Below are 14,517 nucleotides of genomic sequence, written 5' to 3' on the forward strand. Positions count from 1 at the left end.
AGACAGGAAATTTATGAGCAAGCGATATCACTTGGCCAGCAACAAAAAACAGGCAAGAATAACCGACTAGATGTGGCCGCCGAAGCGGGAGAGGCATCGGGGTTGCGCAGGGACAATCGCAGGTCATACCGCTCAGTACATTCTTAAAGCGCCTAGCGGCCGCCAGGACGCCTTGCTGAGTCGGAGATCGCTTACATCAATTTCACACAGTAAACATTCTATGTCACTTTCAGAACTCGGTTTTGATGAGCATGCTGCACGCGATGACGGCGTAGCGCTATTGGTGGGCCCGAATGGGGCAGGCAAAAGCTTTTATATGCTACAGTTGGCCTTGAATTACCGTACGAAAAGACAAGTTACAGTCATTTCCAATACCCCATATGGGCGCCTCAACCACCTTAACAAGGTAAACAAAATATCGGGCGGCCGAAATGGGGCCTCACCGGGTACGATCATCAAGAATGCGATCGCCAAGACACTTGACCGAGAAAGCTCAGAGTTCTATCAGCTAACTTCAATTCTTGACTACTGTCACTATCATCCGAGCCTGGGCTTCCGAATGAAGGGATGCGATTCAGGTACTATTGCAAGATTTGAAAGCTTGATGACCGACGTCCACCGGCTTTTCAAAACCGAAGAAGAATTCGAAGATTACGCGAGCGCACGGCGTTTTATAGAACGCTGGGATCACGATGACATTCTGTGGGTGGATTCCTCGCAAACGGCTCACCAGTACTCATTGAGTCGCGAATTTGCGGCGGTATTACGCTGTGAGAAATTCCTAAAAAAAGCGGGGATTACGAAGGGAGTCGAAGTCTACCTTGCGAAGAAAAATGGTGCGCAGTTCGAACTGAGCGGTGCAAGCTCTGGAGAGCTATCCCTAATTTGTTCAATGTTTTTTTTAGCTACTACGGTTGAAGAAAACTCTCTAGTTTTGATCGACGAACCCGAGAATAGCTTACATCCAGGGTGGCAAAGAGAGTATGTGGGTAAAATATTTGCTGCTCTAGGATACCGCAACGCGTCTGTGATCATCGCCACTCACTCTCCGATGCTGGTGACTGGCGCTGTTACAGAACGTCCCGACCTGATATCCGTGTACGAAATCAGGTCAGATGGAGGCCATGGTCAACAGGTGACAAAGAAGATTGTCGACTCCGGTGGAATCGAGGCAATTCTCTGGAAAATTTTTGAGATAGTGACACCCGAAAACCACTTCGTCAGTGAGGAGATAGTGGAGACTATCAATCAGTACGAGCGCAATCAACTGAGCAAGTCAGATGTTTTAACTCTCATTTCAAGAATGCGAAGAAGCAGTTTTGACGACACTCAAACAGAGTTCTTTTCTGCCCTATTCGTGTTGGTTGACAAGGTAGAGGCGCGAAAAATAGCTCATGCTTCTAAGGGGTCTAACAAGGATGACTGACGCTTATTTGCCAGCGCTTTCTGAGCTAGAGTTTACAGTAGATGAAGAAAGCGCCATTCGGGCTGCCTTAGCTCTGCCCAAGCCTTGGGATGAAAAAAACGATTATATAAAAAGTGTTAAAACTAAAATCAGGGCCCACCATCTCGCTCGCCACGGGCAAACATGCTGCTACTGCAGAATTATCCTGCAAGGAAGCGGACATTTCATGATTGATCGTGAACACATTTTACCCAAAGGAAATGCAAAATATAGGCATCTTTGTTTTGAGCCTTGGAATCTCTCAACTTCTTGTAAGAGATGCAACATGGAAGTCAAGGGCGAAGATGATGGATTTGCCATCGAAAAAATCGACCCTCTAAAGTTCAAAGCAAGCGGAAACTATTTATTCGTTCATCCTAACTTTGATGAATGGGAGCAACACCTTATCAGAGAAGCACATCAGATCAGCCGTTTTGTGTTTGTAAAATACGCGATAATAGATCAGAGTGAAAAAGGACAGTACACGTACGACTACTTCAAACTCAAAGACCTTGAAATCGAAAGCCTTAATGCAGCTCAAGGCTTGAAGACTCGAACGCCTAACCCGAGTGAAACAGTGCTTGAAGCACGTGCAATTGTCGCGGAGTTTGGCCAGTAAATGGATGGGGGGCACTGCCTCCCACTCTTGACACTGTGAGGACACCTCGACTCTGTCGCATCGGTTGCCTGTGTTTACTGGGATGCCTCATGACATGAACATTGGAGATAAAATAAGCACATCATCCTAGTAATCGAATAGAATAATCTCGAAATCAGCGCAGATGAATCTTCTGGTAGGGGTAAAGGTAACTCCACATTAGACCGTGCAGAGCGTTCACAGGTATTTGGATGAGGGCGGAGAGGCTTGAAAGTAAAAATGATGTCGCTTAAAAATTATCGGGGCCTAGAAAATTTCGAGATAAAATTCGATAAACGCATGACCGTGTTGATCGGAGAAAATGGCTGTGGGAAAAGCTCGGTTGTTGCAGCGATACGCTTGTTACTCTGGTCTTACGTGAGAGCTTTCGGTAAAGACGTTCGCCGCGGTGCGCCTCCCACAATCCGGCATGAAGATATTTATTTCAATGGAAAAAGCCTCCAATTCCCATGTTCAGTTGAGGGGCAGATATATTTTGATGACGATATTTTCTTCGCTGACGACTGGGAGCAAAATGAAGACGAGAATGACCTCCTCTTTGATTTTAATACAATAGGTTGCACGTTAACAGGTGAGCGCAAAAAAATAAAATGGCATGGCCGATGGGTTGCAGAAACCCAAGCGTTATCAAAAGGGCTTGATGTATTATTTGAATCATTTGATCGCCCCTTAGGCCACAAGATCAATACCACAGACTTTCCAGTCATTGCTTGCTATGGGACAAATCGATTGTGGAAAAAGACGGTCCGATATCGCTCAGCGCCCGAACATATTCCTCGAGCGGCAGGGTATGACGGCGCGATAAACTTCACAACAAACTTCATCGGATTTGAAACATTTATTGCTCACATACTTTCGTATGTCGTGACAAAAATATCTGACCGCCAAAAAATTGGGGCGCTTTGGATAGGGGTTACCAAGGTAGTTCGGCTGGTCACAGAATGGGAAATCATCTTACCCACAGAAGGAAGCACTGACATACTTTACCGCCGAGGCAAAAGCACTGGATTAAAACTCTCTCAACTAGGAGACGGGGTGCGTTGCATGATAGGGCTTGTGAGTGATCTCGCATGTCGATGTGCACTATTGAACCCTCATTATGGCCAACATGCCTCACAAAAAACTTCGGGTGTAGTATTGATAGATGAAGTTGACCTTCATCTTCATCCCAGCTGGCAGCAAACGATTGTCACCCAAATGCAGCAGGCGTTTCCTGAAATACAATTTATCATCACAACCCATAGCCCCCAGGTGCTTAGCACGGTACATCGTGACAACATACGCACTCTAAACGTAGATGCAGATGGCAGAGTAACTGCGTCCAAACCCTTCGTTCAGTTCTACGGCGAACCCAGCGGCGAAGTACTTCAGGGGGTTATGCTGGTTGACCCGCAGCCACCAGTACCAGAAAAGTCTGATTTACAACGACTGACCGCATTGGTTGACCAAGGCCTTTATGACGGTATCGAAGCGAGTAATCTACTGCATAAATTGGAGCCTGCACTGGGTGAAAAACACCCCCAGTTACAACGTTTGAGACGCAGCATTGCTCGCCAAAGAGTTTTTAGAAAATGAGGTATATCTCCAAAAAAGAAAGCACGTACAAGCCACTCCACACTGCTAATCTTTCACCGCCCGAAACCTCTCAGGATGCTAATCTGAGATGGCATAAGTTTAGTAAGTTTAAAAAACGGCTTCTTAAGCTTCTCCTTAGAGAACAGTTCTCCCTATGCTGCTACACTGAGATTCAAGCAGAAAGTCACGAATTTGGTTATCACATTGAGCATGTGATGAACAAGAGTGAATACCCTCTGCGCACATTCGACTACACAAATCTTGCTGCTAGTATATTATCCAGTGATGGTCTTAAAAGGTTAAAGTCAGAGGGGCTTGGCTCTGCATTTGGCGGCCATGCACATGGCAAAATAAAACCTGTTAATCCCCACCTTTTCATATCACCACATCTCAGGGGTTGCGAACGCTTTTTTGCTTATCTTTCGGACGGACGAGTAGTTCCGAGCGAGGAACTTGAGAGAGAAGATGAGCAACGAGCCGCATATACAATAGATATACTAAATCTAAATAGCCAATTTCTAATTCAGCAGCGTAAGAGCTGGTCTGATGAGATAAGTCTTTATATTGACCAGCACCTTTCAGAAACTCTATTTCTTGATGAAATCTCACAGAAATACTTGAATCCTAACGAGAATAAATTGATGTCTTTCTATAGTTTGACTCGTCAAATATTCTCTCCAAGGTAGGTATGTCGTGTGTAATTGGATTGTTAGCGCTGATCAGCGCAATTTCCACATCGAACGCTGCCAGCAGGAATCTACCCGATCACTTCATCATCCACTCAGTCTAAGCCTGATTGAATGTGACCGGCTGCTCCATTTGGGGCGCATGGGCCCAATCCTGGAAATTCGGCCAGATCTGCCCCGGGTATCCCTTTCGAGCAGCCCTTTCCAGTTTGGGGTATTTCCCAATCTTCGCCCTAAACTCAGCAGATGCGACGTCTGGCGTCAAGGTGCTGCATAAGGTTTCATTCTTCCGTCACGCCCGGTCAGGCTTGGCGTTGACGCCGTGATTGTCGTGAGTACCCGCACGGCTCTAACACAGGTAGTCCGGCGCTGAAGCTGGGCTATCTGTTAATGAAATATTAAAGAGTGCTAATTGGTAATCACATTGATGCCTTTATCTGCGCGCGACGTACAGTTACAGCCACTCGATCGATCGCTGATACGAAACTGAAACGTCTCGAGACTCTTTGTGGGCGATGTGCCATCATGAGAATGATTTGAAAATTTCCATGGATGCGCCAAGGACTATTAGTTTTATGCAACGAGCGAAGACTAGCGGAAAGAAAAATAAACTGCTTAATTGGTTAAGGGAATTGTTTGAGGTTTTTCGTACTGCGTCAACGGAAGCGAATGCACTTGCGATTTCTGCAACCTTCCTTCTACTTATTAAAATCCTCCTTCTGAATAAAATTCCTGCAATATTCTCTGGTGCCTATGAAATTGGACTGTGGGTAGATTCGATATTGGCGTCAATTATCGCGAGCTATGCGTTTTATATTGTGGTCGTTCACATAAAGGAACGCTCCGACAAAATGCTAGTACAGCCCTATATCCAGAAGCATGCAGGAGCTATCGTTAGCGCGTGTACCGCACAAATCACTGCATTTTCCGACGCAGCCTCGGTACACATGAGTTTTAATCAGATTACGGAGGCGCAGGTTGAGGAGGCATTCAAAAAATTGAAGCCTTACGGGCCTTCTAGATTGATTGCAGAAGTCAGAATGCCACCCGTCTATGCGCCTTGGATTGAGAGCATGATCTACTATAAGAGGGAGGCCCATGCTCGAATCGCGAAAATTATTGCACAGCCAGTTGGATTGGATGCTCAAACTGTAGAAATTCTTACAAGGGTCGAGGGCTGTGAGCATTTTGAAGCGCTTTCAATTTTTGAAAGTGTAACAATGGGTGCTGAGGATTTGACTAATTTCTCAGGTCGTTTTTACCGATATTGTTTACTTTGCAGGGAGCTCGATAACTACCTTAGGGGGTCAAAAAACCATCCTGAAAACGTGTAGATTAGCTTTGAGGTGATTGTGATTTTCTACGAGCTAATTCGCTTAGAAAATCGAGTTTTGCCTTAGCCCCTCACTCATTACGTCAGTGTATGGCGCAATGTCTACTTGCCGATGCTTCACTTGCATGGCGCACTGCCACCGTCTCTTGAAAAACGCGCCCTTTGGTGGCTCCAGCCAACTCGCGCTTGAGTAGTGGCAGTTCATCACCCCGCCAAATGGCGTATTGACATCAATGTGCCGACTTTGGCCTACTCGCGGACATCTATCGATGCCCATAACCTGATGTGAGAGCGGCGGCTTTCCGCTGGTCACCCCTTTGGTTTGATCTCAAATGCTAGAAAAGGAGTTCTTTACATGTTCCTGAATGATCAGGAAACAGCCACTGACCTGCTGTATTACGCCCCCATTGCCAAAACGGTAAAGCGCCTACTTGATGAATCTCGGGGAACCCCGGTCACTATTGGTGTGCACGGCGACTGGGGGGCGGGTAAATCTAGCGTCCTGAAGATGACTCAGCAACTACTCAACGCTGATAAGCGCGTCTGCTGTATTTGGTTCAACGGCTGGACATTCGAAGGCTTTGAGGACGCGAAAACTGTCGTTATCCAGACCATTGTTGATGAATTGCAGCGTGCACGGCCAGGCTCTAAGAAGGTCGCCGACGCCGCGAAGAAGGTCTTGCGACGTATTGATTGGTTCAAGCTGGCGAAGCATGCCGGAGGTCTCGGGCTCACCGCATTGTCCGGCATCCCCAGCATTGATCAGCTCAAAGGGGCAGTGGAGTCCATTTCCGCCTTCGTGCAGAACCCGGGCGACCATCTGAGCATTGAAAGCCTCACGGGCCTTGCTGAGAAGGCTGGGGGCTTCATAAAGGATGCTGAAACCGAGTCTGAGCAACTTCCCGAGCACATGCATCAGTTCCGGGCCGAGTTCGAAGAGCTTCTAACAGCCGCTGACATTGACCAGTTGGTGGTCATCGTGGATGACCTGGATCGATGCCTGCCCAAGACAGCCATTGCCACGCTTGAGGCCATCCGCCTCTTCCTCTTCGTCAATCGGACAGCATTCGTGGTCGGTGCTGATGAGGCCATGATCGAGTACGCGGTGCGCGAGCACTTCCCAGACCTACCTCAGGGCACCGGGCCAGTGACCTATGCACGTAACTACCTCGAAAAACTCATTCAGGTACCGTTCCGCATCCCGGCCCTGGGGCTGGCAGAAACCCGTAGTTACATCACGTTGCTCCAGCTCGAGAGCTTCGTCAAAACGGATGACGATCGATTCAAGACGCTCTTGAACACCGCCCAGCAGGACATGCTCCGGCCCTGGAAGAGCACAGGCCTCGACCGCAAGGCTGTAGCTGGTGCGTTCGGTAACCCGCTTCCCGAATTTGCCCAGGAAGCGTTGGATACCAGTGCCTTGCTGGCCCGGATCTTGAGTGAGGGTACCCGCGGCAACCCCCGGCAGATCAAACGCTTCCTGAACTCCATGATGCTGCGCTACGCCATCGCCGAGGCTCGTGGGTTTGTTGAGGATATCCGGCGTCCAATACTTGCGAAAATCATGCTGGCTGAGCGTTTCCACCCTGATTTTTACGAGCAACTTGCTCGAATCGCGAGCCTGGATGCGGACGGCGCGGTACCGGCCATCGCTGAACTGGAAAAGCGGGCCAAGAAGTCCAAAGGAGCCGCCTCAGAGCCGGAGGAGGGGAAAAGTTCTGGCAAGCTCAAGGCAGTGGCCAATTCTGGCGATGTGAACGATTGGGAGAAGAGCGATTGGATCAGTAACTGGGCGGCGATCGATCCCGCGCTAACCGGAGTTGATCTGCGCCCCTACATCTTCGTGACTCGCGATAAGCGCAGCTCCTTGATGGGGCAGGTCGTAGTGAGTCATCTCGAGGCGCTCGTCGACAAGCTAATGGGCCCACCATTACTGATCCGGCAAGCGTCCACGAAGAAAGAAATTGTGGGATTGGCTGAGGTTGATGCCGAGAATGTTTTTGACGCACTCCGCGATCAGATAATCCAGACGGACGATTTTTCGGATCAACCCAAAGGTGTCGCGGGGTTGATCGAGCTTGTCAAACAACGCCCCGTGTTGCAGAAACGCCTGGTCGAATTTATCCGGTCTCTGCCCACGCCAAAACTCGGGATGTGGGCTCCCGCCCCATGGCATGAGTGCCTCAAGGATACAAATGCTATACAGGGTCTCGATGCAATTCTGAGAGGTTGGAGTCAGCAGATCGAGAACGAGAATCTTCAGAATGCAGCTAAGCGCGTGCTTACGCTTAGCGGGAAATCATAAGGATTGATATGGGTACCTCCAAAGGATATGGAGGCCCGAGCTCCGGCTTGGTGCCTTCTTGGATTGATGATGTAGCGCAGCCAGCCGCCCCGGCCGCTCAACCGAACGGGCCAAGCCAAGCAAATCCATCTCAGTCCGGTTCTACGCCATCTCAGCCTGGCTCAGCTCCGTCAGGGCCGGTAAACAATGACGGCACTGGCTCACTTCGGGGAGCTCGCAGCAGCTTCACCCGGTTCGCCCGCACTGGAAGCCCCAGCGATTTGGGGAATGCCCTGTCTTCCTATGTGCGTAAAGGCGTAGGGGGATCATCGAGAGGCGCGCGCCGCATGGGGACATCTCGCGCTACTGCGGCAAAGCTGCTCAGCATCTTCGGAGATGTTCAGCGCAACGGGGCAGCAGAAACACTGCGGCGGTTGCAGCTCACCGTGGCGCCAGGGCAGCCGGCCTCCCAGGTGCTGCTCACACTGCTTGAGTTTATCTGCCCGCCTGGCGGCGCGATTGACGAAGGTGTTGCTCGCCAGGCTGCACTAAATACGATCGCCGAACTGGACGAGGCAGGCAGCGGTAGCTTCGAGGACATGACTCAAGCTGATCGGCAGAACTTCTTCCTCGACTTCGTAGCGAATTCGATTGAGAGCATGATCATGGCGGACTTGGGTGGTAGGGGCATCACCATGCCAGATGATGTGGAAGCGGTTGAACGCATCCAGTCTCAGCTGAGTTCGTTCATCACGGGTTGTACGCGGGGTCAGCTCGCCAACCGGCTGGAGCAATGGCCGGCGCCCACAGACCAAGAGGTCAATCAGGTTACATCTGCGATCTATGAGGCGGCATTCGATCTTATCGCGAGTGCAGCGGAGGGGCTGGAATGAGGCACCACAGCATTATCTGCCGGCTCGGCGAAACGGATGACCAGGATCTAGCGCTGCTGGAGCCAGGTAGTGTCATCACCAATATCCAATTCCTCGACGGACACGGACGGCTGCAGTTCGGTATCGGCCAAGCCATCGAGCAATTAGCTGACCTGGGACTTAGCCCAGGAGAGACTGCCGTCGACCTGGCACTGTTGGCGGCGACCCTTACTGCGGCGGACACCAGAATCTCACGAGACACCGAATCGGAGAATGCCTGGACGAGGGAGATCGATCTCTACGTCCCCGTCGCAGATCCCGCAGTATGGACAGCAACGTCCGACATGCTGGCCTCGACATTGAAATTCCTCACTGGTGATCGCTGGCGCCTGGTCTTCCGCGAGCGGCCCACAGATATCGATGAGCTATCTCCCGCTGCGGAGAGCTTGAGAACAGATGAGTCGGACAGCGTCTGCCTGTTCTCAGGGGGGATGGACAGCTTCATTGGGGCGATCGATCTATTCAGTGGCGGCGGCAAACCATTGCTTGTGAGCCATTACTGGGACACCAACAGCACCAGTACCTATCAGAATGACTGCCGGGCAGCGATGCAGGAGAGGTTTTCCGAGACGTCGATTAACCACGTCCAGGCCCGTGTGGGGTTCCCGCACGATCTCGTGGAGGGTGGAGGTAGTGAAGATACGCTTCGAGCGCGCTCATTCCTGTTCTTCGCGCTGGCGGCCATGGCAGCGGAAGCGATCGGCGACTCGATCACCATCCATGTGCCTGAAAATGGCCTGATCTCTCTGAACGTTCCCCTGGATCCGCGCCGCCTGGGTGCATGTAGCACGCGCACGACTCATCCATACTACATGGCGCGGGTGAATGAGCTCTTCGGGCGTTTGGGCCTGAGCACGAGGCTATTCAACATGTTCAGCCATCTCACCAAGGGCCAAATGGCAGAGCAGTGCTCTGACCCTGAGTTCCTAGCGGATCATGTGCATCTTACGATGTCGTGCTCCTCGCCAGGAAAGGCAAGGTACCATCCTGACCCCTCGAATCGATCACCCAAGCACTGCGGGTTCTGCGTCCCCTGCATTATCAGGCGGGCAGCAATTCATCGTGGGTGCGGGCCGGATCAAACCCGATATGTCATCCCGGATCTACATGCGCAAGCGCTGGACACGAACAAATCTGATGGCGAACATGTGCGCTCTTTCCAGCTGGCCATCGCGCGCCTCAAACGTGCTCCACACCGCGCCAAGTTCGCAATTCATGAGCCCGGACCTTTGATCGACCATCCTGACAGCTTGGATGACTTCGAACAGGTTTATCGAGATGGATTGCTGGAAGTCGACGATTACCTCGAGGGTGTGACAGCCATACCACTATGAAACCGCAGAAGAGCTCGATTCCAAAGTGGGTGGATTTCCACTGCCACCTTGACCTCTATCCCGATCACGAGCGTCTCATCGTGGAGTGCGATCAGGCAGGGGTCGCAACCTTGGCCGTGACCACTACACCGAAAGCATGGCGGCGCAATCGTGAGCTTGCGGCATCGTCTCGGCATGTCCGGGTGGCATTGGGGCTACATCCCCAACTGGTGGCCGAGCGTGAATCGGAGCTGCCGCTACTGGAGCTCCTGCTTGAGGAGACTCGATACGTTGGAGAGGTAGGGCTTGATGCCGGACCCCAATTCTATCGGAGCTTTGAGGCCCAGGAGCGGGTGTTCAAGAGGGTGCTCGAGGCTTGCTCGGAACAGGGCGGGAAGATCCTCACTGTCCACAGCGTACGCAGTGTGGGAAAGGTGCTGTCCCATATCGAGCGCCTACTTCCAACTGACCGGGGAACGGTGGTGCTTCACTGGTTCACCGGCTCCGCTAGCGAGGCCAGGCGGGCTGTGGAGCTTGGATGCTATTTCTCGATCAACTCGCAGATGCTGAGCTCCGCCAGGCATCGCAACCTTGTTGCCTCACTGCCAGCTGACCGGCTTCTCACCGAGACCGATGGCCCGTTCGTGCAAATCGAAGGACGGCCAACCAGGCCTGCTACCGATATCCCCAAAACGGTACAGGCGCTGGCGACGCTTCGAGAACAACCGCCCGAGCAGGCCGCCGCCCAGATCATCAGTAATCTGCGGGACTTAGTGCGTACCTAGAGGCTCCGACATAGGTGCCTTTAACCTACGGTCACTTGATTGCTGTGTTCTGGAAGATGAAGCCGCATCACCCTGAGACTCTGCGACCTGCCAGCTAAAACCCGGCACTGAGCGTAGGCCCGCGGAGGGGTTACATACCACTACACCCCGACCTAATAACCGTTGGTGCAGGGTAAAAATGACCAAGGTGCTTCTTGCGTTGAATTGAAGTGTTAAGGGAAGATCAGGAACCACGGAAGTGTGAACCTTCGGAAGGAGTCCAACATTAGCTCAATCAGATCCCTCGATTTACGCTTTATAGGCGACCTCGTCGAGTTCGTCCGCGGTGCTGGCTTTGTCTTGGACTTTTCAGACGCCAGCTTTTCGGCATTTTTTGCTGCAGAACTCAATGTCGATATCGAAGATCCAAAATTCTCTGTAAATGGCGGGTCAAAGGGTAAACGCCTGAAGTGTTTCTTGCAAAACTGCAACGACGCTGATGCTGTGCGGCTTCTTGCTGCACTTTGGGAGCATCGTAGTGACCATCTCCTTCGGACTGATACTCCAGATCCAATCCCCAACTCAGAGCAGCGGTATCAAGCGTTATTGAGTCGACTGTCGGGGCAACCGCAGGCCGCGCCGAAACCCGAAGACATGGTGCTTGAAGGCCGCAAGTTTGCAAAATTCAAAAATGACCTTTTGGAAGTCGGTACGCTACTCCCGCACGCTCGTGGCTATGCTTTCGAGGCATTTCTCAAAAATCTCTTCGACGCATTTCAACTTGCCGCCCGAGAGCCTTTTCGGGTGAGAGGCGAGCAAATCGACGGTAGCTTTGAACTCGACAATGAGGTTTATCTTCTCGAGGCGAAGTGGCATGGCCAAGCAATTGGTGTCGCTGATTTGCACACATTTCACGGGAAGATCGAGCAGAAGGCTGCTTGGACTCGAGGTCTATTTCTAAGCAATAGTGGATTCACAGAGGAAGGTCTTGCCGCCTTCGGCCGAGGAAAGCGGGTGATTTGCATGGATGGGTTGGATTTGTACGAGTTACTAGATAGAGAGATTTCGTTATCCCAGGTGCTAAAAATCAAAGTCCGCCGTGCCGCGGAGACAGGGGCACCTTTTGTTCGGGTTCGTGACCTTTATCCGCGTTGAATTATCATTCAACGATAAATTGGAGCTGGGAACGATGGCGTATTGACTCGTTAGGATCGCTGTTCTACCGTCCTTCCCACGATGCCCTAGGTTGATGGCTGCACTATTGTGCCTGAACTGAATTTTGAGTTTCTAGATAACTACACGAGCGTTCAAATCAATTGCTCGCTTCGCCCCACCAATGGACTTAATCTTTGCCTGCTCCAGCTGCCGGCAACCATTAATGAGGCGTTAAACGATCACAGTCGGCCGGCTGCGTTGAACGTTTTGCGCAATTTGCTCGAGGCACATCCAGATGGGACGGGCCCCGCTTTGTCCACGATTGCGCCCGCTGGTGACCCTGTGCTCATTGTTGCGCCAGAGTGGGCACTGGGCTCTGTGGATTGGAGTACTGTAGATGCCCTTGTCAGAGCGATGAATCGGTCGCTTGTGCTAATTACCGGTTTTGGTCTTTCGTTGGGTCAAGCAGTTCTCCAATGGTGTGAGGCATCGTCCGAAGGCGACACCGTAAGACACCTCGCTTGGGACCAGGCTCGTAACGGTATCAGCCCCGTAATGCGTGTGAATGGCGGCTGGTGTTGGATTCATGAGCCGAACGGTCAGACGCACTGCATCACTTATCTTAAAAATGCTCTCCAGCAAAGTTATGAGGCCGTCCAATTAGACGATGTGCAGCCCCATGACACGCTTCTGCATTTGCGTTTCAACGACCTAGACCTGTTTCCTCTGATCTGTGCAGATTTATTAAGGCCAGCCGGGCAGAACCAAAATTCACCTCAGTCACGTATCCGCCGCAAACTCGAGAGTCTGAACAATGACCGTCCTGCGCTCATCGTAGGTTCCTTGCTTCAGACCGGATACAACCAAAATTGGGGGATTGCTATCGACTCCCTTTTGAACCATGTTCTTGCCGGTCGACAAGGAATAGTTGCACTGTGCAACGTCGCTCACGATGTTCCGGTGGCAGATGAGTCAAACGACAAATGGAGAAGCCTCAGCGGTGTCTTTGCGTCGCTGACTGAGATGCCTCACGGTCAGAAGAATCTCCCTGCGGCCAGGTCGCTGAATGCACAGGGCATTGTGGGAGCAGTAGTACGAGGGACGTACCCATCCGTTACTGCGGGTATTGTGCACTGGCCGCCATACAACCCTGTCAACAGTCTGTTGATTTGGCGGGGTAATATGGTTTGTCTTCTCCAGAGCACGGGGATGATGGTCCCTGTTACGTCCGTGCCTAATAAAGTCACCTATGAGATTGAACGTTTTTTACGTAGGTATCCGCCAGCTACTGACGCTGCCCCAAGGCTAAGCGCAGGCATCGCCGAAATCGGTGTGCACTTACGCACCAATCCATTGGCCGACTCAGGTGCCATACTCAACGCCATTTTGGAGGGAACAGATTTCAACAAGAAGGTTGATCCTGACGCGATTGCTGATCCGGAAGTGATCAGCGCTCTCCGAGCCGGACTTCACGCGCTGGCAACGCTGAAATCGATTGATGGCATAGATTGGCAAGACTCTACTGGTGCCACAGGTCAGCTCATTGTTCGCTCTCAAAACCGGCATTTACTGGTATGGCGCTCTCATAAAGAGTCACCTAGGGCGCTTAGACGTATTCTCGGAGAATGGAGGGACTCAGGCGGTCCACATCCGCATTTGGTCGTGCTTGGAGCAACTCCCCATGGAGACCTGGCGGACGGCGAATTTCATCCCGAGAGGCGTGATGATTTCAGCATTTCTCCAAAAGGTAACGCCGACCTCCGTGCAGGTGGGTCACTTGCACCTGTATTAGGCGACATTGGGGGGCTTCGAGGTATGCGTCGAGTGGCCGGTCTCGGATTGTCGAAAGCCGCAGCGGTCTACGCCGATTACGAGGCATCAGAAGATGACGAGCGAGTCGAGGAGTTGCTCGGTCAGATCGCCTCACTTTTTAGGGATTAGGAAGTATGATTGAAAACTCCGAGTCTTGGACCTCCGCCCGTGAGCAGCTTAATGAGCTATGCATAAAGGTAGGTCTCGACCGCGCTGCGGATCTTCCCTCTCCAGGAATAGCGATCTCCGCCCCTGCTGGGACAGCGCTCTGGTCTTCGTCTTACGCACTTGTCCTGCTATGGCCTTGTCGTGGGGGTGACTATGCTTCCGTTGAGCATGCAGCGGCGCAAGGTCAAGCATGGTTTGATGAAGTTCTTGTCCGAAAAGAACGGAGTTCACTTGGGGGGCTGATAGATGGCTATCTGGTGCTTGCCCTGCCGCAGCCTCCTGAGGTGGATGCTCGAGAGAAAATTCGCCGACTGGAGCTCTCGTCTCAGGTATGCCGCAAGCACATAATTTGGCCTTCGACGCCTGCAGACCAAAGTCATGAACCGGGCCTAT

At 51.7% G+C, this 14,517-nt stretch carries 11 protein-coding genes; all 11 read left to right on the forward strand.

Annotation, left to right across the window (positions count from 1 at the left end; genetic code table 11):
• Window positions 1-220: 220 nt before the first annotated feature.
• The 11 genes from CWC48_RS25780 to CWC48_RS30260 all read left to right on the forward strand — a co-directional run bounded on the left by CWC48_RS25780 (window position 221) and on the right by CWC48_RS30260 (window position 14,085).
• Complete coding sequence (locus CWC48_RS25780) at window positions 221-1,426, forward strand: AAA family ATPase (RefSeq protein WP_157806770.1); 1,206 nt, start codon at window positions 221-223, stop codon at window positions 1,424-1,426.
• Complete coding sequence (locus tag CWC48_RS30255) at window positions 1,419-2,063, forward strand: HNH endonuclease (RefSeq protein WP_157806771.1); 645 nt, start codon at window positions 1,419-1,421, stop codon at window positions 2,061-2,063. The genes CWC48_RS25780 and CWC48_RS30255 overlap by 8 nt, the downstream gene beginning before the upstream one ends.
• 246 nt (window positions 2,064-2,309) lie before the next feature.
• Complete coding sequence (locus CWC48_RS25790) at window positions 2,310-3,677, forward strand: AAA family ATPase (RefSeq protein ID WP_157806772.1); 1,368 nt, start codon at window positions 2,310-2,312, stop codon at window positions 3,675-3,677.
• Window positions 3,674-4,363: a retron system putative HNH endonuclease gene (locus CWC48_RS25795; protein WP_100490645.1), complete on the forward strand. Its 690-nt coding sequence runs from the start codon at window positions 3,674-3,676 to the stop codon at window positions 4,361-4,363. Before CWC48_RS25790 ends, CWC48_RS25795 begins: the two co-directional genes overlap by 4 nt.
• Window positions 4,364-4,899: 536 nt before the next feature.
• Window positions 4,900-5,697 (forward strand): hypothetical protein, encoded by a 798-nt coding sequence (locus CWC48_RS25800; protein ID WP_157806773.1) that lies wholly within the window; start codon window positions 4,900-4,902, stop codon window positions 5,695-5,697.
• A 354-nt stretch (window positions 5,698-6,051) separates the two neighbouring features.
• Complete coding sequence (gene qatA, locus CWC48_RS25805) at window positions 6,052-8,001, forward strand: Qat anti-phage system ATPase QatA (protein ID WP_100490647.1); 1,950 nt, start codon at window positions 6,052-6,054, stop codon at window positions 7,999-8,001.
• Between the two features lie 8 nt (window positions 8,002-8,009).
• A complete protein-coding gene (qatB, locus tag CWC48_RS30705) occupies window positions 8,010-8,873 on the forward strand; it encodes a Qat anti-phage system associated protein QatB (RefSeq protein WP_305516104.1) in 864 nt (287 codons plus the stop codon).
• Entirely contained in the window at window positions 8,870-10,246 is a 1,377-nt protein-coding gene (gene qatC / locus CWC48_RS25815) for a Qat anti-phage system QueC-like protein QatC (RefSeq protein WP_100490649.1), read from the forward strand. The genes qatB and qatC overlap by 4 nt, the downstream gene beginning before the upstream one ends.
• Window positions 10,243-11,010, forward strand: a complete 768-nt coding sequence (qatD, locus tag CWC48_RS25820; RefSeq protein WP_100490650.1) for a Qat anti-phage system TatD family nuclease QatD — start codon at window positions 10,243-10,245, stop codon at window positions 11,008-11,010. Before qatC ends, qatD begins: the two co-directional genes overlap by 4 nt.
• Before the next feature lie 240 nt (window positions 11,011-11,250).
• Window positions 11,251-12,144, forward strand: a complete 894-nt coding sequence (locus CWC48_RS25825) for a restriction endonuclease (RefSeq protein ID WP_218261621.1) — start codon at window positions 11,251-11,253, stop codon at window positions 12,142-12,144.
• Window positions 12,145-12,252: 108 nt separating this feature from the next.
• Window positions 12,253-14,085 carry an ABC-three component system protein gene (locus CWC48_RS30260; RefSeq protein WP_157806774.1) on the forward strand — a complete coding sequence of 611 codons (1,833 nt, stop codon included), beginning with the start codon at window positions 12,253-12,255 and terminating at the stop codon, window positions 14,083-14,085.
• Window positions 14,086-14,517 lie beyond the last annotated feature (432 nt).

The organism is Pseudomonas sp. S10E 269 (assembly GCF_002798465.1).
GTDB classification, from domain to species: Bacteria; Pseudomonadota; Gammaproteobacteria; order Pseudomonadales; family Pseudomonadaceae; genus Aquipseudomonas; species Aquipseudomonas pergaminensis.